At 69.1% G+C, this 25,175-nt stretch carries 21 protein-coding genes; 16 read left to right on the forward strand and 5 right to left on the reverse strand.

The window, feature by feature from the left end:
- Positions 1 to 426 precede the first annotated feature (426 nt).
- Complete coding sequence (locus ACIBK3_RS27090; RefSeq protein WP_399369608.1) at positions 427 to 1,482, forward strand: LuxR C-terminal-related transcriptional regulator; 1,056 nt, start codon at positions 427 to 429, stop codon at positions 1,480 to 1,482.
- Here ACIBK3_RS27090 and ACIBK3_RS27095 read toward each other — a convergent pair.
- Both ACIBK3_RS27095 and ACIBK3_RS27100 read right to left on the reverse strand, forming a co-directional pair.
- Positions 1,445 to 2,434: a helix-turn-helix transcriptional regulator gene (locus tag ACIBK3_RS27095; RefSeq protein ID WP_399369610.1), complete on the reverse strand. Its 990-nt coding sequence runs from the start codon at positions 2,432 to 2,434 to the stop codon at positions 1,445 to 1,447. The genes ACIBK3_RS27090 and ACIBK3_RS27095 overlap by 38 nt on opposite strands.
- 20 nt (positions 2,435 to 2,454) lie before the next feature.
- Complete coding sequence (locus tag ACIBK3_RS27100; protein WP_399369612.1) at positions 2,455 to 3,399, reverse strand: helix-turn-helix transcriptional regulator; 945 nt, start codon at positions 3,397 to 3,399, stop codon at positions 2,455 to 2,457.
- 405 nt (positions 3,400 to 3,804) lie between these two features.
- On the opposite strand from ACIBK3_RS27100, the gene ACIBK3_RS27105 reads away from it, so the two are divergent.
- The 3 genes from ACIBK3_RS27105 (at position 3,805) to ACIBK3_RS27115 (ending at position 7,851) form a co-directional block, all read left to right on the forward strand.
- Positions 3,805 to 4,101, forward strand: coding sequence for a (2Fe-2S)-binding protein (locus ACIBK3_RS27105; RefSeq protein ID WP_399370008.1), 297 nt, complete (start codon positions 3,805 to 3,807; stop codon positions 4,099 to 4,101).
- 438 nt (positions 4,102 to 4,539) lie between these two features.
- On the forward strand, positions 4,540 to 7,137 hold the full coding sequence (clpB, locus tag ACIBK3_RS27110) for an ATP-dependent chaperone ClpB (protein WP_399369614.1): 2,598 nt from the start codon (positions 4,540 to 4,542) through the stop codon (positions 7,135 to 7,137).
- Between the two features lie 183 nt (positions 7,138 to 7,320).
- The gene (locus ACIBK3_RS27115; protein WP_399369616.1) at positions 7,321 to 7,851 is read left to right on the forward strand and encodes a YbjN domain-containing protein; all 531 of its coding nucleotides are present in this window, start codon (positions 7,321 to 7,323) and stop codon (positions 7,849 to 7,851) included.
- 300 nt (positions 7,852 to 8,151) lie between these two features.
- Here the strand turns inward: ACIBK3_RS27115 and ACIBK3_RS27120 are convergent, their stop codons facing one another.
- Positions 8,152 to 8,640: an ATP-binding protein gene (locus ACIBK3_RS27120; RefSeq protein ID WP_399369617.1), complete on the reverse strand. Its 489-nt coding sequence runs from the start codon at positions 8,638 to 8,640 to the stop codon at positions 8,152 to 8,154.
- A 178-nt stretch (positions 8,641 to 8,818) separates the two neighbouring features.
- Here ACIBK3_RS27120 and ACIBK3_RS27125 point away from each other — a divergent pair, with 178 nt between their 5' ends.
- A complete protein-coding gene (locus ACIBK3_RS27125; RefSeq protein WP_399369619.1) occupies positions 8,819 to 9,736 on the forward strand; it encodes a Scr1 family TA system antitoxin-like transcriptional regulator in 918 nt (305 codons plus the stop codon).
- Positions 9,696 to 9,833: a DUF397 domain-containing protein gene (locus ACIBK3_RS27130; protein WP_399369621.1), complete on the forward strand. Its 138-nt coding sequence runs from the start codon at positions 9,696 to 9,698 to the stop codon at positions 9,831 to 9,833. The genes ACIBK3_RS27125 and ACIBK3_RS27130 overlap by 41 nt, the downstream gene beginning before the upstream one ends.
- 82 nt (positions 9,834 to 9,915) lie before the next feature.
- Here the strand turns inward: ACIBK3_RS27130 and ACIBK3_RS27135 are convergent, their stop codons facing one another.
- Complete coding sequence (locus ACIBK3_RS27135) at positions 9,916 to 10,350, reverse strand: hypothetical protein (protein ID WP_399369623.1); 435 nt, start codon at positions 10,348 to 10,350, stop codon at positions 9,916 to 9,918.
- 500 nt (positions 10,351 to 10,850) lie between these two features.
- On the opposite strand from ACIBK3_RS27135, the gene ACIBK3_RS27140 reads away from it, so the two are divergent.
- Both ACIBK3_RS27140 and ACIBK3_RS27145 read left to right on the forward strand, forming a co-directional pair.
- Positions 10,851 to 11,753 carry a hypothetical protein gene (locus ACIBK3_RS27140; RefSeq protein WP_399369625.1) on the forward strand — a complete coding sequence of 301 codons (903 nt, stop codon included), beginning with the start codon at positions 10,851 to 10,853 and terminating at the stop codon, positions 11,751 to 11,753.
- A gap of 103 nt (positions 11,754 to 11,856) precedes the next feature.
- A complete protein-coding gene (locus ACIBK3_RS27145) occupies positions 11,857 to 12,513 on the forward strand; it encodes a DUF433 domain-containing protein (protein ID WP_399369627.1) in 657 nt (218 codons plus the stop codon).
- Positions 12,514 to 13,156: 643 nt separating this feature from the next.
- Here ACIBK3_RS27145 and ACIBK3_RS27150 read toward each other — a convergent pair.
- Entirely contained in the window at positions 13,157 to 14,242 is a 1,086-nt protein-coding gene (locus tag ACIBK3_RS27150; protein ID WP_399369629.1) for a LacI family DNA-binding transcriptional regulator, read from the reverse strand.
- 353 nt (positions 14,243 to 14,595) lie between these two features.
- Here ACIBK3_RS27150 and ACIBK3_RS27155 point away from each other — a divergent pair, with 353 nt between their 5' ends.
- The 8 genes from ACIBK3_RS27155 (at position 14,596) to ACIBK3_RS27190 (ending at position 24,833) form a co-directional block, all read left to right on the forward strand.
- The gene (locus tag ACIBK3_RS27155; RefSeq protein WP_399369631.1) at positions 14,596 to 15,864 is read left to right on the forward strand and encodes an ABC transporter substrate-binding protein; all 1,269 of its coding nucleotides are present in this window, start codon (positions 14,596 to 14,598) and stop codon (positions 15,862 to 15,864) included.
- 86 nt (positions 15,865 to 15,950) lie between these two features.
- On the forward strand, positions 15,951 to 16,823 hold the full coding sequence (locus tag ACIBK3_RS27160; RefSeq protein WP_057608379.1) for a carbohydrate ABC transporter permease: 873 nt from the start codon (positions 15,951 to 15,953) through the stop codon (positions 16,821 to 16,823).
- A 46-nt stretch (positions 16,824 to 16,869) separates the two neighbouring features.
- On the forward strand, positions 16,870 to 17,811 hold the full coding sequence (locus ACIBK3_RS27165) for a carbohydrate ABC transporter permease (RefSeq protein WP_399369634.1): 942 nt from the start codon (positions 16,870 to 16,872) through the stop codon (positions 17,809 to 17,811).
- Between the two features lie 40 nt (positions 17,812 to 17,851).
- Positions 17,852 to 18,709 (forward strand): glycoside hydrolase family 43 protein, encoded by an 858-nt coding sequence (locus tag ACIBK3_RS27170; RefSeq protein WP_399369636.1) that lies wholly within the window; start codon positions 17,852 to 17,854, stop codon positions 18,707 to 18,709.
- Positions 18,710 to 18,816: 107 nt separating this feature from the next.
- Positions 18,817 to 21,291, forward strand: a complete 2,475-nt coding sequence (locus ACIBK3_RS27175) for a carbohydrate binding domain-containing protein (RefSeq protein WP_399369638.1) — start codon at positions 18,817 to 18,819, stop codon at positions 21,289 to 21,291.
- A gap of 175 nt (positions 21,292 to 21,466) precedes the next feature.
- The gene (locus ACIBK3_RS27180) at positions 21,467 to 22,801 is read left to right on the forward strand and encodes an alpha-L-fucosidase (RefSeq protein WP_399369640.1); all 1,335 of its coding nucleotides are present in this window, start codon (positions 21,467 to 21,469) and stop codon (positions 22,799 to 22,801) included.
- 93 nt (positions 22,802 to 22,894) lie between these two features.
- Positions 22,895 to 23,074: a hypothetical protein gene (locus ACIBK3_RS27185; RefSeq protein ID WP_399369642.1), complete on the forward strand. Its 180-nt coding sequence runs from the start codon at positions 22,895 to 22,897 to the stop codon at positions 23,072 to 23,074.
- A 130-nt stretch (positions 23,075 to 23,204) separates the two neighbouring features.
- A complete protein-coding gene (locus ACIBK3_RS27190) occupies positions 23,205 to 24,833 on the forward strand; it encodes a GDSL-type esterase/lipase family protein (RefSeq protein WP_399369644.1) in 1,629 nt (542 codons plus the stop codon).
- The last annotated feature ends 342 nt before the right edge of the window (positions 24,834 to 25,175 follow it).

The following is a 25,175-nucleotide window of genomic DNA, read 5'->3' on the forward strand; positions in this document are numbered from 1 at the left end:
GCGGGTTACGGGGGAGGTTCGGGGGCACCGGAGACAGCCACCGGCTTGTTGTGGGGGGCCTGGCAAAGGGCCCGGCGAGGGGTGCGGAGAAGTTCGGCGAGGGGTGCGGAGATGGCCCGGCGAGGGGGTGCGGAGAAGTCCAGCGAAGAGTGCGGAGATGGCCCGGCGAAAGTCGGGCAAAGGGCTCGCCCGAGGCTCTGCGAGAGGTTCGGCGAAGGCCTGGTGACGGGCTTGCCCGAGGCTCTGCGAGAGGTGCGGCGAAAGCCTGGTGACGGGTTCGCCCGAGGCCTGGAGATAACAGGTCGTATGGACGTTTCTCGGTGCCCCTGGCGCGGGGAGCCGTGTTGCGGAGCCGGTCCGGTCCGCGCATAGTTGCGCTGCTAGTCGCGCTGCGGAAGACGCTGGAACCGGGGGTGGAACGAGGCGATGGCCGGGCACGGGACGGAGGAGCACCCACACGGTGCCGACCGGCTGTGCGACGCCGGGGATCGCGTGTATTCCCGGGCCGTACGGCGCGGCCGCGTGCCCCGCGGCGACGCCGAGGCGGTCCCCTGCCTGCTGGAACTGGCCCTGCTGCACCCCGACCCCGACGACATGGACTGGCTGGTGCCGACGGCCCCCCAGGAGGTCATGACCCGGCTGCTGCGCGGCCTGTACGACGAGGTGAGCGCGAGCCAGCGCCGGGTGGGCTCGGCGGTCGCCGCCTTCGAGTGGTACACCCGTCTCGGCGGCCCGACGCCCCAGGCCGCCGCCGCGGAGGGCAGCGCGATCCGGGTCCTGGACGGCCTCTCCCGCATCCAGGCCGCGATGGACGAGGCGACCGAGGCGTGCACCACCGAGGTCCTCACCGTGCAGCCCGGCGGCATCCGCCCCGAACACGAACTGACCGAGGGCCTGCACCGGGCGCTGGCCCTGCGGGGCCGGGGCGTACGGATGCGCGACCTGTACACGCACGTGGCCCGGCACGGCCAGGGCCTGATCAACTACCTCGAACTCATGGGCGGCGCGGTCCAGGCCCGCACCCTGGACGAGGTGATCGAACGGCTCATCCTGTTCGACCGCACGGTCGCCTTCATCCCGGCCAACGCGGACCGCACCCTCGCCCTGGAACTGCGCCACCCGGCGCTGGTCGACTACCTGGTCACGGTCTTCGAACGGCTGTGGCGCCTGGCGATCCCGCTGACCGCCCCGCTGCCCGACACCGGCATCGAGGGCATTTCCCACCGGGAGCAGTCCATCGCGGCCCTGCTGGCGGAGGGCCACCAGGACGCGGTGATCGCGGAACGGCTGGGGATAAGCGTCCGCACCTGCCGGGCCCACATCGCGCGGCTGTCGGAGACCCTGGGCGCGGCGAGCCGTACCCAACTGGGGGTCCGGATCGCCCAGGTCGGGCTGGACGGGCCGGCGCGGCCGGGCGACGCGGGGGAGATCCCCCGCCCCCGCCTCACTCTTCCTGATCGAGGATCCCGGACCGCCCGATGAGATAGCCGAGCTGCGCCCGGCTCTCGCTGCCGAGCAGGGCGGCGAGCTTGGCGATGTGCTCGCGGGCGGTGCGGACGTTCATTCCGAGGCGCTCCGCGATGACGGCGTCCGTGTGCCCCTCGATCAGGAGAGCGGCGATGGCGCGCTGGCGGTGGGTGACGCCGCCCCGGGCGGGCTGCTCGGCCGCCCGGGGGTACATGGGGGTCGCGAGGCGCCAGAGGCGGTCGAAGGTGGTGGCGAAGTACGAGATGACCGCGGGCTGGCGGATCTCGAGCGCGAGCGTGCCGTCCTCGTTGGCCGGGATGAAGGCCACCGTGTGGTCGATGACGATGAGACGGTCGGTGACCTCGTCGAGGCTGCGGGCCTCGGCGTCGCCGTGCAACCGCTCGTAGTACGCGAGGATCGGAAGCATGTGCCGGGTGGTGTGCTGGTAGAGCGTGCGGATGCGTCCGCCCCGGTCCAGCAGCCCCTGGTCGCGCTCCAGGGCCGCCGCCTGTTGTGGGGTGCCCCGCTGCGGGTTGAGTCCGGTGTGCGGCTGGACGCACAGGACCTCCCGCCGCGCCTCGGTCATCGCCTCGGTGATGGCGCCGTTGATGCGCTCGGTGCCGCTCAGCACCCTGAGCGACGGGGTGTCGGCCGTCGCCGGGGAACGGCCGGCGATGCGCATGAGCGGCTCGAACGTCTCGGCCAGGCGCTCCTCGTGCCGACGTGCCTGCGCGATGCGCTCCTCCGAGGCGCGCAGAAGCCGATGGAGAGCGGTGGCAGGGGTCACAGGTTCCAGCCGGCTCAGGTCCTCGACCGAGGGGTGCAGCAGCCCGAAGTCGATCAGGCAGGGCGCTCCGGTCGCGTCCTCGACGTCCACGTGGCCTTCGCGCAGCGCGCGCTCATACAGTGCCGCTCCCTCGGGACACAGCTCTTCCGCACCGTGTTCCACATGTCTGGCCGGGGCCACGACTGCCCTTCCCCTCGCCGTCAGTGATCCTGCCTCAGGATTCCGGACTGGGCGATGAGATAGCCGAGCTGGGCGCGGCTGCCGCTGCCCAGTGCCGAGGCGAGCTTGGCGATGTGGGCGCGGCAGGTGCGGACGTTCATGCCGAGGCGGCGGGCTATGGCCTCGTCGACATGACCCTCGACCAGGAGCTTGGCGATGGAGTGCTGGATCTCCGTGATGCCGTCGGGGGCGGTTTCGTACGGGGCGCCGGTGCTCAGGGGGACGGCGCGGTCCCACAGGTACTCGAAGACCTTGATCAGGTAACGCACGAGGCCCGGGTGCCGGAGTTCGAGGGCGACCTGCTGGTCGTCCCGGGTGGGGATGAAGGCGACGGTCTCGTCGCAGATGATCAGGCGATCCATCAGCTCGTCGATGGTGCGGTACTCGGCCTTGCCGTCGGCGAGGTGGGAAGCGTACGCCAGCTTCTCCTGGCTGTAGCGGGCCGTGTGCTGGTACAGCGTGCGGATCCGCACTCCGCGTTCGATCAGCGGTCGGTCGCGTTCGAGTCCGCGCAGCAGACTGGCCTCGGACATGCGGTCGCTCGGCTGGACCGTGAGCATTTCCGACCGGCACTGGTCCGTGGCCATGTTGAGCGCCGCGTTGATCCGTTCGCCGCCTTCCAGAACCGTGAGGGAGTCGCTGGTCGTCGATACCTGCGTGCTGAGGGCCATGAAGGGTTCGAAGGCACTGGCGAGCTCCACCGACCTGCGCCGGCGCTCGGTGATCTCGCGTTCCAGGGGGTTGAGCCGCTGGGCCAGCGCCACCGCCGGAGGGACCGGACGCAGCAGGTCCGGGTCGTCCGGATCAGGATGGAGGAGGGCGAACTCCATCAGGCACGGAGCGGCTTCGGCATCGGCACGGGGGATACGCCCGACGCGCAGAGCCGTGGCGTAAAGGCGACTGCCTTCCTCACACAACTCCGTCATCGCATGGAGATGTGTCCCTTTAGTGCGATTCGTTGCCAAATCTCCACCCCCCAGGGTCCTGAACGTGCAGGAACATGATGCATCGATTCTGTGGCCATGACGTGCCCGAATGAGCCATCGTCGTACTCGACGGGGGAAAAGGGGACCTTCAAGTGAGGACGAAGCCGACTATGCGTAACAGAATGCTTCGCTCGGTACTTGTCGCCGCCTTCTCCGCCGTCGTGGCCCTCGGAGCACTGGGTGCCTCCACCGGTGAGAAGGATGACGTCCGGGCGAACAGCAGCTGGCCGTCCGTGGTTGTGAACGGCGACGCCACGGGTGTGACCGGCGGGGCAGGTTCTGTGGCAGAAGAAGCCGGGAGCTGACGTGACCATTCCACCGGACGACCGTTCCTTCCGGCGCGAAATGGCGACCGCCTACCGCTCCGGCTGGCACTTCATCGACCTGGCCACCGCGATCCCCCACGCCGGTGACTCGTTGATGGTGACCGTCTTCGGTGAGCCGGTCGTCGTGACCCGGGACGAGGACGAGGACGTACGGGCGTACCGGTGCCTGCGCAAGCCCCGGGGGGCCCCGCAGCCCGTGCGGTGTGCCATCCGGTACGGAATGATCTTTGTGAACCTGGACCAGCGTGACCACCGTCTGGTGGAGCCGGACGCCCCGGCCCCGCGGACCATCTCAGCCACCCCCCGCAGTGCCTGACGCGATTCCCCCGTCGTAACAGATCGCTCAGGTGCTTCCCCCCGCAGCGGCGTCACCGTGACCTGAACACGGTGACGCCGCTGCAGTTTTGCGGGATATTTCAGGACGTCGACCGGATCGGGTCACGTCCGAGTGCGGGCCACCGTGGCCGAAAAAGATCGTTCGCCCGTACGTGCTCACCGACCGCTCGTGCGCTTTCCGGACCCCCGGATCCAGCCCCGCACCGGCGCCTTCTCCTCCAGTCGGGGTACCCGCTCCTTGCGCAGAACCGCGTGGAACCGCGTGAAACGGCGTAGAACCGCGTGGAACCCTCCCGGCCCTCGCCTTGAGTGGAATAGACTCAAGTTTGTGTACGTTGCTTGAGTCAGCATGGTGAGTCGCCGGCTGAGTCGGCAGCTGAGTCGGCACTGGGTACGACGCAAGGAGGAGAACGCGAACGTGGACGCCGAGCTGACCAACCGGAGCCGGGACGCGATCAACGCGGCCGGCAACCGGGCCCTGACCGAGGGGCACCCCGACCTCACCCCGGCCCACCTGCTCCTCGCGCTGCTGGAGGGGCAGGAGAACGAGAACATCACCGACCTGCTCGCCGCGGTCGACGCCGACCAGGCGGCCGTACGCTCCGGTGTCGAACGCGTGCTGGCCCAGCTGCCCAGCGTGGCCGGGTCCACCGTCGCGCCGCCGCAGCCGAACCGTGAGCTTCTCGCCGTGATCGCCGACGCGCAGGAACGCGCCAAGGACCTCGGGGACGAGTACCTGTCCACCGAGCACCTGCTGATCGGTACCGCCGCGAAGGGCGGCGCGGCCGGCGACGTACTCTCCGGGCAGGGCGCCACGGCGAAGAAGCTGCTGGAGGCCTTCCAGAAAGCGAGGGGAGGACGCCGGGTGACCACTTCGGACCCTGAGGGCCAGTACAAGGCCCTGGAGAAGTTCGGGACCGACTTCACCGCCGCGGCACGCGAGGGCAAGCTCGATCCCGTCATCGGACGGGACCAGGAGATCCGCCGTGTCGTGCAGGTGCTGTCCCGCCGTACGAAGAACAACCCGGTCCTCATCGGCGAGCCAGGCGTCGGCAAGACCGCTGTCGTCGAGGGGCTCGCGCAGCGGATCGTGAAGGGCGACGTGCCCGAGTCCCTCAAGGACAAGCGGCTGGTCGCGCTCGACCTCGGCGCGATGGTCGCGGGGGCGAAGTACCGCGGTGAGTTCGAGGAACGGCTGAAGACCGTCCTGGCCGAGATCAAGGACTCGGACGGGCAGATCATCACCTTCATCGACGAGCTGCACACCGTCGTGGGCGCGGGCGCCGGCGGCGACTCCGCGATGGACGCCGGCAACATGCTCAAGCCGATGCTGGCCCGCGGTGAGCTGCGCATGGTCGGCGCGACGACCCTGGACGAGTACCGGGAGCGGATCGAGAAGGACCCGGCGCTGGAGCGGCGCTTCCAGCAGGTGCTGGTCGCCGAGCCGAGCGTCGAGGACACCATCGCGATCCTGCGCGGTCTCAAGGGCCGCTACGAGGCCCATCACAAGGTGCAGATCGCGGACAGCGCACTGGTGGCGGCCGCGACGCTGTCCGACCGCTACATCACCTCCCGTTTCCTGCCCGACAAGGCCATCGACCTCGTCGACGAGGCGGCCTCCCGCCTCCGCATGGAGATCGACTCCTCGCCCGTCGAGATCGACGAACTCCAGCGCGCCGTCGACCGGTTGAAGATGGAGGAGCTCGCGCTGGTCAAGGAGACCGACCCGGCTTCCCGGGAGCGGCTGGAGAAGCTGCGCCGCGACCTCGCCGACAAGGAGGAGGAGCTGCGGGGCCTGACCGCCCGCTGGGAGAAGGAGAAGCAGTCCCTCAACCGGGTCGGTGAACTGAAGGAGAAGCTCGACGAGTTGCGCGGCCAGGCCGAACGGGCCCAGCGCGACGGCGACTTCGACACCGCCTCCAAGCTGCTGTACGGCGAGATCCCGGCCCTGGAACGGGACCTGGAGGTCGCCTCGCAGGCCGAGGAGCAGGCCGCCAAGGACACCATGGTCAAGGAGGAGGTCGGCTCCGACGACATCGCCGACACCGTCGCCGCCTGGACCGGCATCCCCGCCGGGCGCCTCCTGGAGGGCGAGACGCAGAAGCTGCTGCGCATGGAGGAGGAGCTGGGCAGGCGGCTGATCGGCCAGGAGGAGGCCGTGCGCGCGGTCTCCGACGCGGTACGGCGCTCCCGGGCCGGCATCGCCGACCCCGACCGCCCGACCGGCACCTTCCTCTTCCTCGGCCCGACCGGTGTCGGCAAGACCGAGCTCGCCAAGGCGCTCGCCGACTTCCTCTTCGACGACGAGCGGGCCATGGTCCGCATCGACATGTCGGAGTACGGCGAGAAGCACACCGTGGCCCGCCTGGTCGGCGCCCCGCCCGGCTACGTCGGCTACGAGGAGGGCGGCCAGCTCACGGAGACGGTGCGCCGCCGCCCGTACAGCGTGGTGCTGCTGGACGAGGTGGAGAAGGCGCACCCGGAGGTCTTCGACATCCTGCTCCAGGTGCTGGACGACGGTCGCCTCACGGACGGCCAGGGCCGCACGGTCGACTTCCGCAACACCATCCTGGTGCTGACGTCCAACCTGGGCAGCCAGTTCCTGGTGGACCCGATCACCAGCGAGGCGGAGAAGAAGGAACAGGTCCTGGAGGTGGTCCGGGCCTCCTTCAAGCCGGAGTTCCTCAACCGCCTCGACGACCTGGTCGTCTTCTCGGCCCTGACCAAGCCCGAGCTGCAGCGCATCGCGGGACTCCAGATCGGCCGCCTCGCCAAGCGGCTCGCCGAGCGCCGCCTCACCCTGGAGGTCACCGACGAGGCCCTGGCCTGGCTCGCGACCGAGGGGATGGACCCGGCCTACGGCGCCCGCCCCCTGCGCCGCCTGGTCCAGACCGCCATCGGCGACCGCCTCGCCAAGGAGATCCTTGCGGGCGAGGTCAAGGACGGCGACACGGTCCGCGTGGACGCCTTCGGTGACGGCCTGATCGTGGGGCCGGCGACGGGGAAGACGCTGTAGTACGCCCGCGGCGGGCCGCAGGCACCCGGAGGATCCGGCCGGGGTACGCCGAGGCAGGCCGAGGCCACCTCGGCCGGCCCCGGCCGGATCCTGTCAGCTGAGGGCTGACAGGGTCCGTCGGGGTTGCCACCCCCCTCCCCGCATGGGGGAGGATGGCGGGATCCGTACGAAGGGAAAATCACGGTGACCATCGACCCGTCCTCGATTCCGAACTTCGGGGGCCAGCCCGAGCCGCAGCCGCAAGGACCGGCGGGCCCCGTCGTCCCGGATCAGGACCTTGTGAAGCAGCTCCTCGACCAGATGGAGCTCAAGTACGTCGTCGACGAAGAGGGCGACCTCGCGGCGCCGTGGGAGCAGTTCCGTACGTACTTCATGTTCCGCGGCGAGGACGACCAGCAGGTCTTCTCGGTGCGGACGTTCTACGACCGTCCCCACAAGATCGACGAGAAGCCCCTGCTGCTGGAGTCCATCGACGACTGGAACCGGCGCACCCTGTGGCCCAAGGTCTACAGCCACACCCACGACGACGGCACGGTCCGCCTCATCGGCGAGGCACAGATGCTGATCGGCACCGGCGTGAGCCTGGAGCACTTCGTCTCCTCCACGGTCAGCTGGGTCCGGGCCGCCATCGAGTTCGACAAGTGGCTCGTGGAGCAGCTCGGCCTGGAGCAGGAGGTCAACGAGGCCGACGAGCCCGGCGACGAGGACGAATAGGCCCTCCGCGGGGCAACGCCGGCGCGTACGCGATCACGACGAGGTACGCGCCGCAGGTGAACGACAGCCTGACAGGAACGACAGCCTGACAGCCCGGCCAGGGCACCGGCCATTTCGGCCGTGTGCCGGGGCCGGGCTTTTGCGTGAAGAGTGTGCCTACGGACCGCACGCCGGGCGGCGTGAGCGCGGCGCTGTCCACAGGCTGTGGGTAACTTTCTGAGCGCGGCTGGACGGCCACCACCCATTCGGCCGATCGACGGCGGTCGGGCAGTTCCGTGAGCGGATCGCGGATCTGCCTGATCACTCTGGAACGGGGTGATCAATGGGGACCTCCGCCCATACCGTCTTGCCCACGGGGTGACGAGGCGCCGACCCCCACCGCACGGCCAGGACGTCCACAAGGAGCAGTCCTCGACCCGACTCGCCCTCCGGGTACGACGAGGGCGGGGCCATGGGCGGCTGCTTCGCGGCGGCAGCGTCCGCGACCTCGATGCGTACGAGGCCCGCTGCCGCGTCGAGGGTGAGCCGGAGACAGAAGTCGCGCCCCGGAACCCGGCCGTGCTGTACGGCGTTCGCGGCGAGTTCGCCGACGACGAGGGCGACCGTGCACGACACGTCCGACGCCGGCGGGTGGCCCCACTCCTCCATGCGCTGGACGGCGAGGCGTCGGGCGAGCTGCGCACCTCGCGGCGAGGAGACGAACTGCCCGGCGAAAGAGGGGAGTTCGTGTGTCGCCTCGGTGAGCGCGCCGGTTTCCCCGTCTCCAGGGGTGGTCGTTCCTGTCAGCACGGCTTGTCCGTCCTTGTCTGTCGAGCCTGACGTCATCCCGCGACGTACACGAGTCGTCACGTTCCGTACTCAAGAGTCGTCGGATCGCCCTACGCTCGACAGGTGACACAGCCTTACTTTTCACCCTGTAAGGAACGGAAGTGACCCTTTGGCCAACGGAATTGACTCCAGCGCGTCGATGGCGGCGTTGTTCGGCGCACGGGTGCGCAGGCTCCGCACGGCGGCCGGACTGACCCAGGCCGAACTCGGCGACAAGACGCATGTGGTGAGCACGCGGATCACGCAGATCGAGCGGGCGTCCGGGGCGAAACCGACGCTGGAGTTGGCGCGTGCGCTGGACGCGGTCCTCGGTGCGGACGATCTGCTGGTCGAGTTGTGGCCGTACGTGTATCGGGAGGCGTTTCCGGACTGGTCGCGGAAGTTCATGGAGTACTCGGAGCGGGCGGTGGCCATCCGGCAGTACGCGGCACATGTGGTGCCGGGTCTGTTGCAGACGGAGGACTATGCGCGGGAGGTTCTCAGTCTGGACGCTCTGTTGGACGACGAAGAGCAGTTGGAGGAGCGCGTCACAGCTCGTATGGGACGGCAGGAACGGCTGAGTTCGCCCAGCCGGCCAGAGCTGTGGGTGATCCTGGACGAGGCGGTGCTGAGGCGTCCGGTCGGCGGCCATGCAGTGATGCGGAAGCAGTTGGCGCGGTTGCTCGACGCTGCCGCGGAACGACACATCTCCGTGCAGGTACTGCCGTTCGACCAGGGCGGGCATGAGGCCATGGGTGGTTCGCTGACGATCCTGACCCTGCCGGACGGCTCGGAGATGGCCTACACAGAGGGCTCGGACTACGGCCAACTCATCGAGGAACCAGCCAACGTAAGCCGCTACAAGGTGATTTACGATCGGCTGCGGGCGGCAGCCCTGCCCCCGGTCATGTCACTCGACATGATCCGGTCGACGTTGGAGGGCAACTACCGTGGCTCGAATCTCCCGTCCCGATCTGAACGGCGCCGCCTGGCGCAGGAGCAGCTACAGCAATCAGGCAGGGGGCGATTGCGTGGAGGTGGCCGACGGATTCCAGGGGGCCGTCGTCCCCGTCCGTGACAGCAAGGTCCCGCACGGTCCGGCGCTGTGCTTCGAAGCCCCGTCCTGGGCGGCCTTCATAGGCGAGTTGAAGGCAGGGCAGCACCACCGACCCTGAGGCTTTCCGGGCTCACCGGACCCTTGTCCGCGAGGGTCCGGCAGGCGCCCCCCTCCCCCGCCCGTCAAGGACGTTCAGGCGATCAGGTCTGGCATTGCTTGGTGGCTGCCGGGGACCAGCCGCTCCAGGCACCGCCGCTGACCTGAGCGTGCACTCGGATCTCGACCTTGACGCCGTCACATGCGCGGTCCTTGCTTCCCGCTTCGATCGGGCCGACGGTCGCACCTGCCCCGAGAGAGGTACGGCTGCTGCCCAATTTCTGCCAGTCGAAGCCCGGAGTGCGCCAATATGCCTCGTAGGAGACGTTTACTGCCCTGGTTCCTGTGTTCCGCAACGTGACGTACGCCGTCACCTTCCGGTAGGGGATGTCACCCAGCCAATCCCTCTCGGCGCTGATGCAGCCGTTGACCGCTACGCGGCCGGTCGATGTGCCTCCGCCACAGGCGATTGACGCGGCGTGAGCGTTGGTCGGAACGGTCAGCACAGTAAGCGCGGCCGCGCCCAGCACCGTTCCCATACGCCTCAAATGCATGGCATGTGCCCTTCGTTGAGTTTGTCCCTGCTGAAGGGACCATGGCTCACCTCGGGGCGCGGCATGCGGTTTCGCTGAGCTCTTCACCCAAATAGGCACCGTCCGTGACAGCAAGGTCCCCTACGGTCCGGTGCTGTGCTTCGAAGCCTCGTCTGGGCCGCCTTCATAGGCGAGTTGAAGACAGGTCAGCACCACCGTCACTGAGGCGGCCGGGCACCGGCCGCCGTCCACGTTCCGGGCTCACCGCACCCTTGTCCGCGAGGGCCCGGCGAGCCGCTGACCTCCTAAAAGAACCGGGGGAAAGAACCACCCGCCCACCCACCCTCCCCGCCAGGCGGCTCGCGTCACCCGTCCGAGTGACCGGCTTGCAGGCGTGGGATTCGGGCGGTTACGTTCGCGGCGACAACCGCAAACAGATACGGCCCCCGGCCGGGACTGGCATCCCGATCGAGGGCCTGACCGATCAGGAAGTGAACGCCTTCCCGATGGCTGACCCGCAGTCTAACGCGCGCCTGCGCGCCGACGCCGGAGCTCCGACTTCCGGCGTGATCCACGTACGCACCCGCCTTACGGCCGACTTCACCGTGATCTCCAACGCCCTCGCCCAGCGACGAGGCAGCGCGGTCACGATCGGCGTCGCGGCGTACATCGCCTCCCTGCCCAACGGCACCCCCGTCACCATCACGGCCCTGTGCGAGCACTTCACCGAGGGCGAGATCCTGATCTCGCGGGCGCTCAGGGAACTCGAAGAGGCCGGATACCTGGAACGCCGCCGCGAGCGAACGCCCTCCGGGCAGATCCGCACCCGGACGTACTTCTTCGACGTACCCGGCGGCGATCCTGATCCGGATCCGGACGGCCCCTGCGACCCGCCGAAGCCGCCCCGGCCCCGGAAGTCACCCGCAGCCGAGAAAGCCACGCCGGCCTCGGCGACCACCACCGAGGCGGCGCCCGCTCCGACCCTGGACGAACCCCACAAACCGGAGTCCCTCTCCGACGCCGACCCCCAGGCAGTCGCCGTCCTCACCTCACTCCGCCGCGTCGATCCGCGTCTCGTCCTGTCCGAGCGGGAGGCCGTGCGTCTGGCGCCGGCCGTCGCCCAGTGGCTCGCGGCCGGTGTCGCGCCCTCCCAGATCACCGCACTGCTGACCGCACGGCTCCCCGACTGCTTCCTCACCCGCCCGGCGGGCATCCTCGCCTTCCGCCTCCGCGAGACGCCCTTGCCCGCACCGCCTCCACTCCCGCTCGCCGAGAACGTGACCCGCCCGGCCGTGCTGCCCTTCCAGACCTGCGACGGCTGCGAGCGCGCCTTCCGCGGGCAGGAGCCCGGACACTGCCGGGATTGCCGGTCCGGAACGTCCGGGGGCCGTCTCCGTGCGGCCTGCTGATCCGCTGGTGGGCGGGTGGTGTGTGGTCCGGCCCCGGGTGGGACGCTTGATGTGCGACGATGCGAAATCCGGTACGGGGCGCGACATCAGGCGGAGGTGGGGCATGGTCGACAGGTTCGGGGACGGACTTCTGACTCCCACGGAAACAGCCTCCTACCTGGAGATTCCGCAGTCGACGCTCGCCTCGTGGCTGAAGGGCAGGGCCGCCGGGGCGCCTCTGGTCCACCAGGTGGAGCCGCTGCGCAAGGGACAGCCCTCGGTGCCGTTCATCGCGGTGGCCGAGGCGCACGTCCTTCGTACCCTGCGCTCCCTGGGGCTTCGTATGAGCGAGATCAGGGAGGCCGCCGCCGCCGTACGGGACGCCTTCGCCACCCCCTACGGCCTGGTGTCGAGGCGGATCGCGACAGACGGCGTGGACATCTTCGTCGAGCACGGCCTCGGGGATCTCCGCAGGGCCCGGGACGGTCAGGCGCCCATCCACGAAGTGGTCTCCGACTACCTCCGCTATCTGAACTGGGAGTCGGACGACGACTTCCCCTCCAGCCTGCGGCTCAGGCAGTACCCGGAGTCCGTGCCGGTCGTGATCGACCCGAGGTTCGGGCACGGGAGGCCCGTCGTGGCCGCCAATCGCGTCGCGGTCAATGCCATCACCGACCTGTGGGAGGCCGGGGAGAGCGTCGAGGACATCGCGTACGACTTCGACATGACGCCCGAGCAGGTCGACGCGTTGTGCCGGGCAGTGGTGCGCCTTGCCGCCTGAGTTCTTTCTCGACCGCAATCTCGGGCGTCGGGTCGCGGAAGGGCTGACGGTCCGGACCGTCATGTACTCGCGTCTACTTCACGGCAGACGCGCGCAGCCGTCTCGCGCCGTGGCCACGCACGGTCCCGCCGCTGACGTCGACCTCGGGGTGGCTGGTGATGCTCATGGAAGACTCCTCGGGAGGGCGTGGGTCGGCGGTACTGCCGGGAGTGTGATGATCCGCAGTGGAAAGAGGGTCATCGGCTGAAGCGATCAGTTGTGGTGGCAACGGCGCAGCTTCCGGACGCGACGGCGCTGGATGGCGTTACGTGACCTGGATGGGTGTCTCACACCCAGAGTGTCTCGGGCGACGCGCCTCCGTGGACGAGAGGCGCAGATGCCCGCCCGGCCCGCCACCGAACGCGACGAAGACGCGCTCACCGCATGGCGGGATGTGACCTGGCAGGAGGTAAACCCTCCGGGCGGCGACCGGCGCGTTCATCTGCTTCGAAGACGAAGCGGGCGTGACCGGCCGTCCGCCCAAGGGCCGCACCTGGGGCCGGCACGGCAACTTCCTACGCGTGGGGCGCCCTTCGCCCACGAGCCCGGCTGGGCCCTTCGTTCCCGATGCCGCGGCCGGGTGACAGTTTGGAGCGGAGGGCCGTCACCCGTTCGCGGACGACCTTCGGGCGCCGCCCTCACGCCCTGCCTGGTTCGCGGCGAGCCGGTGCGGCATCGCGGGGTCACGCCGTGCCGCCGCCGGCGGGGCGGTGGAGTTGCGCACCACGAGTTCGGTGCCCACCTCCATGTGCTCCATGAGTAGCCTCTGCCCGTCGATGAGGGACAGCAGCGCGCGGGCCGCCTTCTGGCCCATGTCGTGCAGCGGTTGACGCACGGTGGTCAGGCCGGGGAAGCTCTGCGCCGCCTGCGGGAGGTCGTCGAAGCCGACGACCGAGAAGTCGGCGGGCACGCTGAGGCCGCGCGCCCGTGCGGCGTCGACGGCGCCGAGTGCCAGCAGATCGGCGCCGGCGACGATCGCCGTCGGCTGGTGATCGGCGATCAGGCGCATGGCGGCGCGGAAGCCGCTGGCGTAGGAGAAGTCGCACGAGTCGACGAGTCGTTCGTCGACGTCCAGCCCGGCGAGCCGCATCGCGTCCTGGAAGCCCTGGAAGCGGATGGAGGTGCTCTCGAGTTCGTCCAGGCCGCGGAGGTAGGCGATCCGGGTGTGCCCCAGGTCGATCAGGTGCTGGGTGCCCAGGCGCATGCCGTGGTAGTTGTCGACGCTGAGACGGGGCAGCGGTACGTCCATGCGCCGCGGGTCGATGATGACGCAGGGCACGGTCTGCCGGCGCAGCAGCGCGACCGTCTCGTCCTCCAGGACCGGCGCGATCATGAGCATCCCGTCGACGAGGCCACGTCCCAGGAACTCGATCCGGTCCTTCTCCCGCACCGCGTCGTGGTAGGTGGCGTTGACGAGCAGCTCCTGCTCGGCACTGGCCAGCTCGTCAGCGACGCCGCGCAGGATCTCCAGCCCATACTGGCTGGTCAGGTCCAGCGCTATCAGTCCGACGAGCCCGCTGCGTCCGCCCTTGAGGTTGCGGGCCGCGACATTGGGCCGGTATCCGAGCCGGCCGGCCACCTCCAGGACGCGGCGTCGGGTGTCCTCGGAGGCCCCCGGCTTGCCGTTCATGACATTGGACACCGTCATCGCGGAGACGCCGGCCTCCTCAGCCACCTGTGCGATGGTCACCCGCCCTGCCACCCCTTGCCCCCTTCTGTCCGCCGACTCGCTGTCGGGCTCCAACCCGCTTTCCGAGTCCGCCTACTGTAACGATAAGTCTGGCGGATCGTCAACAAAACCCAGCCTGCACGCCCAGCGGAGCGGCGATTTGGACCAGCGGGTCGAGCACGGAAAGTTACGTATAGATGTCACTCAAGTTTTGCGTTACAGTCCCGGCCATCGGCGAGCACCGTTCGCCGTATTCCGGGTCGACCGGCCCTTTGCGGACATGTCAGCTGCACCTACACGGAAGCAGGCTGACCGGTCCCCATCCTTCTGATCATGACGAGTCGGTTCTTCGCCGACGATGAGTGAGGTGTGCAATGAAGCGTTCCGGGAGATCTCTCGCGGTCGCCACCACGGTCGCCGCCCTGGCGATGTCGCTGGCCGCGTGCGGGGGTGGGTCGTCCGGTGCCTCCGGAGACGGCACGGTGACCCTCCATGTTGAGGCGTGGAAGGGCGGCGGCGCGGAGCCGGCGAACGTCGCGGAGATCAACAAGGCGTTCGAGAAGACCCACCCGAAGATCAAGGTCGACTTCGAGTACATCACGGCCGGCGACAGCTACACGCAGAAGCTCCAGACCGAACTCCTGGGCGGCAAAGCCGGCGACGTCATCATGGCCGACACGGACAAGATGGGGAAGTGGGGTGCCTCCGGCTACCTCGCCGACCTGTCCAAGGAGGCCTGGGCGAGCCGCATAGCCCCGGACGCCAAGCAGTTCACGCAGGCGGACGGCAAGACGCTCGCCATGCCGATGGAGCTGATCGGCATCGGCCTGTACGCCAACACGGACCTGCTGAAGAAGGCCGGCATCACCGAAGTGCCCGCCGACTGGCCGACGTTCCTGGAGGACCTCGCCAAGGTCAAGAAGGCCGGCATCAACCCCATCGCACTGCCCGACAAGTCCGGCTGGACCGGCGAGGCCGTCTTCCAGGCGAGCGGCTCGACCCTCGTCTACCAGAAGAACAAGCAGTGGGACGCCGACTTCCTCGGCGGCAAGACCGGCTTCGACCCGGACTGGAAGGCGCCCCTGCAGCAGTTGAAGACCCTTGAGGACAAGGGGTACGTCAACTGGAAGAACGAACTCGGCGTCGACGACTGGGCCCAGGGCCCGCAGGACTTCAGCGCCGGCAAGAGCGCCTTCTGGTACCAGGGCGCGTGGCAGGTCTCCAACGTCAAGAAGGCCGGCTTCCCGGTCTCCTTCGCACCGTGGCCGGGCGGCGCCGCCGGCACCAAGCCCAACGGCATGGTCTTCTCCGGCACGATGTGGGCGGTCAACTCCCAGTCCAAGCAGGCCGACGCGGCACGCGAGTACGTGAAGTTCTGGTCGCAGAGCGAGAACCTGGCCAAGTATCTCGAGGCCGAGCACGCGGAGTCGCCGTTCACCGGTGGCACGACCCCGGAGAGCCCCGAGACGACGGCCTTCACCACGGCCTTCACGGAAGGCCGTTACCGGATCATGCCGTCCAACACCTGGTACGGCGGCGCGGCCGAGACCGCGACCGGCTCCAAGATCCAGGCGTACCTGCTGGGCAAGGCGTCCGCCGCTCAGACCCTGAAGGACATCCAGGCCGCGGCGTCCGCCAAGTAACCCATCCCGAAGCCGGCCGTGGTGAGGGGCGGTAGGCGGCTCCTGACGCCCCCGCCACGGCCCATCCGGGCAAGAGGAGGACCCCCGTGTTTCACCGTCGGCGCGCCACCATGGCCGCCTTCCTGCTCCCGGCGATCGTCGTGTACGGCGTGTTCATGCTGTATCCGCTGGCCCGCGGCATCTATCTGAGCATGACCGACAGCCTCGGCGGACCGATCGCCGACTTCGTCGGCACGGACAACTACCGTGCCATGGCCGACGACCCGAAGGTCACCGCGGCCCTGTGGCACACCGTGCTGTACGCGGCGGTCGTCGTGGTCGCGCAGAACGGTCTCGGGCTGCTCTTCGCGAGCATGCTGTTCCGCCGCCCCAAGGTCCGCAAGGGGCTCAGCGTCGTGCTGCTCACGCCGACGCTGATCTCGCCGGTGATGGCCGCCTTCATCTGGTCGTACCTGCTCGCCCCGAGCGGCGGCATCAACGCGCTCCTCGACCTGGTGGGCCTGCACAGCATCACCCATGTGTGGCTCGGCGACACCTCCACCGCGCTGTACGCGGTGGCGGCCGTCAACATCTGGATGTTCACCGGCTACTCCTGCGCGATCTTCCTCGCCAGCTATATGAGCATGCCGGCCGAACTGCTGGAGGCGGCCTCACTCGACGGAGCGAGCGGCTGGCAGCGCTTTCACAGTGTGGAGTGGCCACTGCTCGCCCCCGCGCTCACCGTCAATGTGACCCTCAGCCTCATCGGCTCGCTGAAGGTCTTCGAGTTCCCGCTCGTGCTGACCAACGGCGGCCCGGCCGACGCCACGGACACGCTGACCCTGCTCGTGTACCGCAACGTCTTCGGCGGCGGGAAGTTCGCCTACGGCGTCGCGCTGTCAGTCGTGCTCCTCGTGACCGTGGTCGTCCTCTCCAGCGCCACCTCCTCCCTGCTCCGCCTCCGCGAGCGACGTATCTGACGGGGTCGCTCCCAAGAACTGACGGAAGAACTGACGGATCGCCACCATGACTTCCAACATCTCCGCGCCCCCGACCGGAACCCGGCCCCCCGCGCACGCCCGCAGGAGCTCGGACCGGCCCTCACCCCGCCACCACAGGACACCGTCCGGAACGCCACGCATCACGCTGCGCCGCCTGACCGGCGGTCTCGGCACCGTCCTGCTGTGCCTGGGCACCGTCCTGTTCGTCCTGCCGTTCCTCTTCACGGTCGTCACCTCGCTGCGCACCGCGGCGGACGTGGCCCGCTCCCCGCTCGGCATCCCGCACTCGCTGACCCTGAAGAACTTCACGAACGCCTTCAGCCAGATCCACTACGGCCCCAGCACCCTCAACACCCTGCTCATCACCGGACTGTCATGCGTGGCCATCACCATGATCGGCTCGCTCGCCGCCTATCCGCTGGCCCGGATCACCCAGCGCTGGTCCACCACCGTGTACCGGTTGTTCATCCTCGGTACGTCCGTTCCGGTGTTCGTCGTCGTAGCGCCGCTGTACCTGCTGATGCGCGACCTCAACCTGCTGGACACCTACGCGGGCGTGGTGTTCATCTACACGGCCCTGAACCTCCCGGTCGCGGTGTTCTTCTACACCAGCTTCATCCGCTCGATCCCCGGCGACCTGGAGGAGGCGGCCGCGCTCGACGGCTGCGGCGCCCTGCGCACGTTCTTCACGATCATCCTGCCGCTGCTCCGGCCGGTCACCAGCACCCTGCTGACGTTCATCTCCCTGCAGATCTGGAACGACCTGCTCGTTCCGCTGGTGTTCCTGCAGGACCCCGGCAAGCGGACGGTCATGGTGAACGCCTACTCCTTCATCGACCCGCACACCGTGCAGCCGACCACCCTGTTCCCGGCCGCCCTGCTCGGAGTGCTGCCGCTGCTGGTCATCTTCGTCTTCTTGCAGCGCCAGGTGGTCGCCGGCATGTCCGCCGGCGCGGTCAAGTCGTGAACCACCTTCGCTCCGACGTTCCGGAAGGACCCTCCCACCGATGTACGTGGTCTCCTACTTCACCAGCGCCGACGAGGCCCTGCACCTGGCCTACAGCCACGATGGCGAGGAGTTCAGGACGGTGAACGGCGGCCGGCCCGTTCTGCGGGGCACGGTAGGCACCGGCCGGCTGCGGGACCCGTTCATCGGGGTGGGCCCCGACGGCCTGTTCCATCTGCTGGCCACCGACGGCTGGACGAGCCCCTCCATTGTCCACGCCACCTCGACGGACCTCCGCACCTGGTCGGAGCAGCGACTCATCCCGGTCATGGCCGGTGTGCAGGGGGCTCACAACGCCTGGGCTCCGGAGTTCTTCCGGGACCGTGCGACGGGGCTGTACCACCTCATCTGGTCGTCGGTCGTCGAGGCGGGCAGCACGGCCGAGGGCCGCAACTTCGAGTACGTCAGCCAGGACCACCGCATCTGGCACTGCACCACCGAGGACTTCAGGACGTTCTCGGACCCGGCGGTCTTCTTCGACCCGGGTCACTCGGTCATCGACGCCACCGTGCACGAGCTGGCCGAGGGCGGATTCCTCATGGCCTTCAAGGACGAACGCGGCACCAACGACCCCGCCACCGCCCACAAGGACATCAATGTGACCACGTTCGACACCCCCGGCGGTCCGTACTCCGCCCCCACGGGGCCGGTCACCCCCTCACTCGTGGAAGGACCGTGTCTCTTCCGCCGCGGAGACGAGTGGGTCATGATCTTCGACCATTTCCTGGAGGGGAGGTACGGGGCGGTCCGCAGCAAGGACGGCGTGGACTGGGAGCCCGTCCCCTTCGCGCCACCGCCTGGCATGCGCCACGCCTCCGTCCTCGCCACGTCCCTCCCGACATCACTGTCAGCGACCTGAGGGTCGCCACGGTCCGGGCGGGCCGCTTCGGCGCCCGCCCGGCGTAGGAAGATCCGCGTCGCAGCCCGCGGCGCGGAGGACACCGTCACCCAGCAAGGAGCGTCGCAATGAAGCGTCGCAGAGCAAACCGCCCGATAGGCCGGGCGTCCCGCGTCCTCACCCTGCTCGCCACCCTGGCGGGCGTCCTCGTGCTGCCCGCCCAGGCCGCCATGGCCGCAGGCACCACGTACTACGTGAACTGCTCGGCCGCCTCCAACGGCAACGGCGCCCAGGCCAGCCCCTGGAACTCCGTCACCAGCGTCAACAACACCACCTTCGGCGCGGGCGACAGCATCCTCTTCGCCGCCGGCACCACTTGCACCGGCCAGCTCACCCCCCAGGGCTCGGGCACCTCCGGCAGCCCCGTCACCATGGGCTCCTACGGCACCGGCGCCAGGCCGGTCATCAACGCGAACGGCGCCACCGGCCCCGTCATCCACCTCCTCAACCAGCAGTACTGGGAGATCGGCGGCCTGGCACTCACCAACCCGGCGGCCTCCCCCGACTACCGCTCCGGCGTCCTCGCCGAGAACAGCTCCGGCGGGATCCTGCACCACATCCGGGTGCACGACATGTACATCCACAACATCAGCGGCTGGCCGGGCGGGTGGTACTCCACCAACGCCGGCGTGGGCGTCCAGACCGACCACACCACCCCCGTCTCCACCTGGGACGACGTCGTCGTCGAGAACAACACCTTCGACCACGTCGACCGCATCGCCGTCGCCGTCACCCCTGACGGGAACGGTCAGGGCACCGGCCTGACCACGGGCACGGTCATCCGCGGCAACACGATGACCTACGACGGCGCCGACGACGTCCTCGTGGTCAAGGGCAGTGGCGCCCTCATCGAGAACAACAAGGCCGGCCACGGCGGGCTGAAGAGCACCTGCCCGCCCTCGGGCCAGATCTGCAACCGAGCGTCCGCGGGCATCTGGGTGGCAGGCAGTCAGGACAGCGTGATCCAGGGTAACGAGGTGTACTGCCACGCCAACTTCCAGGACGGCCAGGCGTACGACGTCGACTGGGGCAACCACAACACCACCATCCAGTACAACTACAGCCACCAGAACCTCGGTGGCTTCCTGCTGGTGATGCCGGCCTCCTCCTACAGCCCCACCGAGCCCACCGCGAGCGTGCCCAGCGACGGCACGGTGGTGCGCTACAACGTCAGCGAGAACGACGGCTCCAACTCGGGTTGCCCGGAGTCCGGCACCTCCAACCACACCGACTCCCTCATCGACATGCCCGGCAACATCCCGAACAGGAGCGGCAGCAGCGGCATGGCCCCGCTGTTCTACAACAACACGTTCTACGTCAGGGACGGCCTGGGCACGTGGATCACGGGTGGCCGCGGCAGGACCAGCGTCTCCGGGGTCTGGTCCTTCGAGAACAACGCGGTCTTCAACTACGGCTCGGGCGGCTACCTCGGCACCGGCGCAGGCTCCGTCTACTCGAACAACCTCTTCTACGGCCGGCACCCCTCCTCCGAGCCCGCGGACGCCGCGAAGGTCGTCACCGACCCCGAGTTCCGCAACCCGGGCAACGCGAACACCAACTCCTCGTACGCGGGAATGGACGCCTACCAGGTCCACCCCTCTTCCCCCGTGGTCCGGGCAGGGGCGGTCATCAGCAACAACGGCGGCCAGGACGCCTTCGGCAACCCGGTCTCCGCCACGGCCGCGCCCAACATCGGCGCCTACAACGGCACCGGCGGCAACCTCGTGGCCAACGCCGGCTTCGAGATGGGCTCGCTCAGCCCGTGGACCCTCAGCGGCAGCGGATCCTCCGTGGTCACCTCGAACGCCCGCACCGGCACTCACTCCCTGCAGACCGGAGCCTCCGGCAGCGGCGCCAACCAGAACCTGACCGGGCTGGCCCCCAACACCACCTACCTGCTCACCGGCTGGGCCAAGGTGGCGAACGCCGGGGAGACTCTCGCCATCGGCGTCAAGAACTACGGCGGCACCGAGACCTTCACCAACGTCGCCACAACCTCGTACTCCGAGGCCGCCGTTCTGTTCACCACCGGCTCCACCAACACCACGGCCACGCTGTACTGCTGGAAGAACTCCGGCGGCACCGCTGCAGGGAACTGCGACGACATCGCGGTGGAACGCGTGTCCACCCCTGCAAACCTCCTGACGAACGCCGGCTTCGAATCCGGCTCGCTCAGCCCGTGGACCCTCAGCGGCAGCGGATCCTCCGTGGTCACCTCGAACGCCCGCACCGGCACTCACTCCCTGCAGACCGGAGCCTCCAGCAGCGGCGTGGAGCAGGCCACCGGCGGTCTGTCGTCCAGCGCCACCTACCTGCTGACCGGCTGGGCCAAGGCCGCAGGCGGCAGCGAGCAGGTCGCCGTCGGCGTGAAGAACTTCGGCGGCACCGAAAGCTTCTCGAGTACCACCGGTACCGCCTACGCCCAGCAGCCGGTCTTCCTCACCACGGGAAGCGGCAACACCTCCGCCACCGTCTACTGCTACAAGAACTCCGGCACCTCCGCCGGATACTGCGACGACTACACGCTGATCAAACTCTCCTGACCGTCACCGGCTCACCAGGAAGTCCCCTCCCTCGGGCGGGCCGGCTCGCCCGGCCCGCCCGAGGGCTCCTCGGCCACAGGGCCTCCCAGGCGCAGTCGAGGACTGCTTCCTGAAGGGGGAGCGCAGTGTTCACGGTTCTTCGCCTAATAAATCCGATGTATCGGGAGTTTTAAGCATGAACGAGTTCCCTCTGAGCGGTCGGCTGGTCCCTGAGTGGTTCACCGACGCCAAATTCGGCATCTTCATCCACTGGGGCGCGTACTCGGTGCCGGCCTGGGCCGAGCCCATCGGCGCACTCGGCGACGTCGACCCCGATGTGTGGTTCAAGCACAACCCGTACGCCGAGTGGTACTGGAGCACCATCCAGATCGAGGGCAGCCCCGCCCAGGAACACCATCGCACCATGCACGGCGGACGCCCCTACGACGAGTTCCTCGACGCCTGGAAGGCCGAGCTCTTCGACCCCGCGGACTGGGTGGAGCTGTTCGCCCGGGCGGGTGCGCGCTACGTCGTCCCCACGACCAAGCACCACGATGGGATAGCCCTGTGGGACGCCCCGGGCACCGGCACCCGCAACACCGTCCACCGCGGTCCACGCCGCGACCTGATCGCCGACCTCGCCGACGCCGTCCGGGCTCGCGACCTGCGGTTCGGCGTGTACTACTCCGGCGGCATCGACTGGTACGCCGGACGCCGGGACCCCGTTCTCCACGAGGACCGGATGGACGATGGGAGGCCCCATGAGGCCGCCTACGCCGCCTACGCGCACCGGCAGGTCCTCGACCTGATCGAGCGGTATCACCCCGCGGTGCTGTGGAACGACATGGGCTGGCCCCGAGCGGGCCGGGCCGAACTGCCGGAGTTGTTCTCGCACTACTACGCCACCGTGCCGGAAGGCGTGGTGAACGACCGCTGGGACGGCACCCACGCCGACTACCTCACCAGCGAGTACGAGCTGGACCGGGCCAACGAGCGGGCAGCCTGCTGGGAGAACACCCGGGGAATCGGATTCTCCTTCGGCTACAACCAAGTGGAAGGCCCCGAGCACATGCTGGATCCGGCAGGCGCCGTCCGCCTGCTGGTCGACGTCGTCTCACGCGGCGGGAACCTGCTGCTCAACGTCGGTCCGAAGGCCGACGGCACCCTCCCGCAGGAGCAACGCGCCGTTCTGGAGGGCATGGCGTCATGGATGGCCTGCCACTCCGAGGCCGTGCACGCCACCAGGCCACTGGAACCAGGTTCCGCCGACTCGCAGGACGGCGGCCCCTGGGTGCGGTGGACCCGCGACGAGCGCCACGTCCACGCCTTCGTGGCCGACGTTCCTGACGGGGCCGGCGGTGCCGACGGGCATATCGTGCTGAAGGCGCGTCCGGGCCTGCTGGATCCGGATACGGCAGAACGCCTGGACGGCCAACCCGTCAAGGCCGAATCGGGACCGGAGGGCGTCCACGTCACGTCCGGCGGTCTCGACACGCCGCTGCCCACCGCGATCCGCTTCGCCGCACGGTGACCGACCGCTGACCTGGTCGACGGGCGGGTCCGGGGAACGGCCCGGCTCTGCGCATAAGAGCGGTGTCATGGCGGCGTGCGGAGGTGGCGATTCGTGACCATCAACGTCGGGCTGTACTTCACGGGTTTCACCCAAGCCCCCACTCCTGCCGTACATCAACGCCGCTCTCACGCCGTCCGCGCACACGGCTTCCCCGCACTCGGCGACATGACCGGCGCCACCGTCCACCTCGCCGGCTCCTGGGTCGCCGACGGGGCCGCGCTGGTCCAGTAGACCTGCGGAAGCCGGCTCAACCAGCAGTTCACGCTGCGGAGCTTCACCTCCTGAGTGCCCCAGCCCCCTCGACCCGCACTTCGCCACGAAGAAGACGCGCACGTCCCCACCCAGCAAAGAAGGGCCGCACATGCACACCTCCCGAAGACTCTCCGTCAGAGGCACGGCCACGGCATCCGTCACCGGTCTGGCCGCCGGACTCGCCCTCGTCCCGGCGGGAGACGCCTCGGCCGCGGGCGCGCCGCAGGGCGGCCACGTCTACACCCTGACGGCGGCCAACAGCGGCAAGAACGCCGCCGTGCTGGGGGACTCCCTGGCCAACGCGGCGGCGGTCGTGCAGAAGACCGCCTCCGGCGGCCCCGGCCAGCTGTGGGAGGCGGTCGACCACGGCGACGGCACCTTCTCGCTGGTCAACATCAACAGCGGCAAGTGCATGGACGTCCAGAACGGCTCCATGAACGCGGGGGCCGCGATCATCCAGGGGCCCTGCACCGGCTCCAGCACCCAGAACTGGACCTTCAGCGGTTCGGCAATCGTCTCCGCCCACAGCGGCCTGTGCCTGGACGTCTCCGACGGCTCCACCGCGGAGGACCACGCGATCATCCAGTGGACCTGCAAGAACACGGCCAACCAGCAGTGGATCCTGACCGAGCGCCCGCGCTCCGCCACCTGGGGCCCGGCCATGACCAGCGGCGGCCAGACCTTCAACGCGCAGACCATCCGGATGGTCATCCACAACAACACCTCCGGCGCGGGGCTGCGCATCCGGCTGTCCAACCTGCGCAGCACGACCGCCCTCTCGGTCGGCGCCGTCACGGTGGCGGTCCAGTCCAGCGGCGCCACCGCGGTCGCGGGCACCACACACACCGTCACCTTCGGCCGTTCGGCCACGCCGACCATCCCCGCCGGGCAGGAACTGACCAGCGACGTCATCCCGATGCCGGTCGTCGCGGAGCAGAACCTGCTGGTGAGCGTCTACCTCCCGGGCACCACCGGCGCCTCCACCTACCACTACGCCGCCTACCAGACCTCCTATCTGTCCGCCGCGGGCACCGGCAACCACGCCGTCGAGGAGGCCGCGACGAACTTCACCGCCACCACGAACCACTGGTTCTACGTCGCCGGACTCGACGTCGTGTCACCCACGGCCAAGGGAACCGTCGTGGCCTTCGGCGACTCCATCACCGAGGGCTCCAGCGCCACCGACAACGCCAACCAGCGCTGGCCCGACTACCTCGCCCGGCGGCTGCAGGCCGAGTCCGGCGGTCAGCGCCTCGGCGTGGTCAACGCGGGCATCGGCGGCAACCGCGTGGTCACCGACAGCCCGTCCGCGCAGCAGGGCATCGCGGCCGTGACCCGGTTCTCCCACGACGTCCTGACCCAGCCGGGCGTGAAGAACGCCATCGTGCTGGAGGGCATCAACGACATCAACACCCCCACCCCCGCCGACCAGATCATCGTCGGCTACCAGACCATGATCAACCAAGCGCACCAGGCAGGCGTCCGGATCATCGGTGGGACCATCCTGCCGAACTCCACGCAGACCGCAGCCAAGGCCGCCATCCGCGCCCAGGTCAACGACTGGATCCGCACCAGCGGCGCGTTCGACGCGGTGATCGACTTCGACGCGGCGCTCCGGGACCCGGCCAACCCGGCGCAGCTGCTCCCCGCCTACGACAGCGGCGACCATCTGCACCCCAACAGCGCCGGCATGCAGGCCATCGCCAACACCGTGAACCTCGCGCTGCTCACCTCCTGAGCGGTGTCCCCCTCCCCGACGGCGTAGTTCCGTTCGGTGCCCCCTCTCCGCGTACGGGGCACCGGACGGAACGGCCCGTCATCCGTGCGCCTGCGGGCAACTGCTGCCGACGATGACGGCCACGGCATACCGGCTCCTCAAGGCCGTCATGGAGACCGCCGTGGACGACGAGCTGATCACACTCCCAATGGTCCATCCGTACCGGTCCGCGGAACGCACCGACCGCTACGACGCTCCTCGACGGCATCGACTGTCGGTCGTGCTCCCGGTCCCGTCCATACGTCCGGGGAGCCGCTGTCGCTCTCGGTCCCTGAGGGCCGCACACCCGTACGTGCGGGATCA

The organism is Streptomyces sp. NPDC050287 (assembly GCF_044459385.1).
GTDB lineage: Bacteria > Actinomycetota > Actinomycetes > Streptomycetales > Streptomycetaceae > Streptomyces.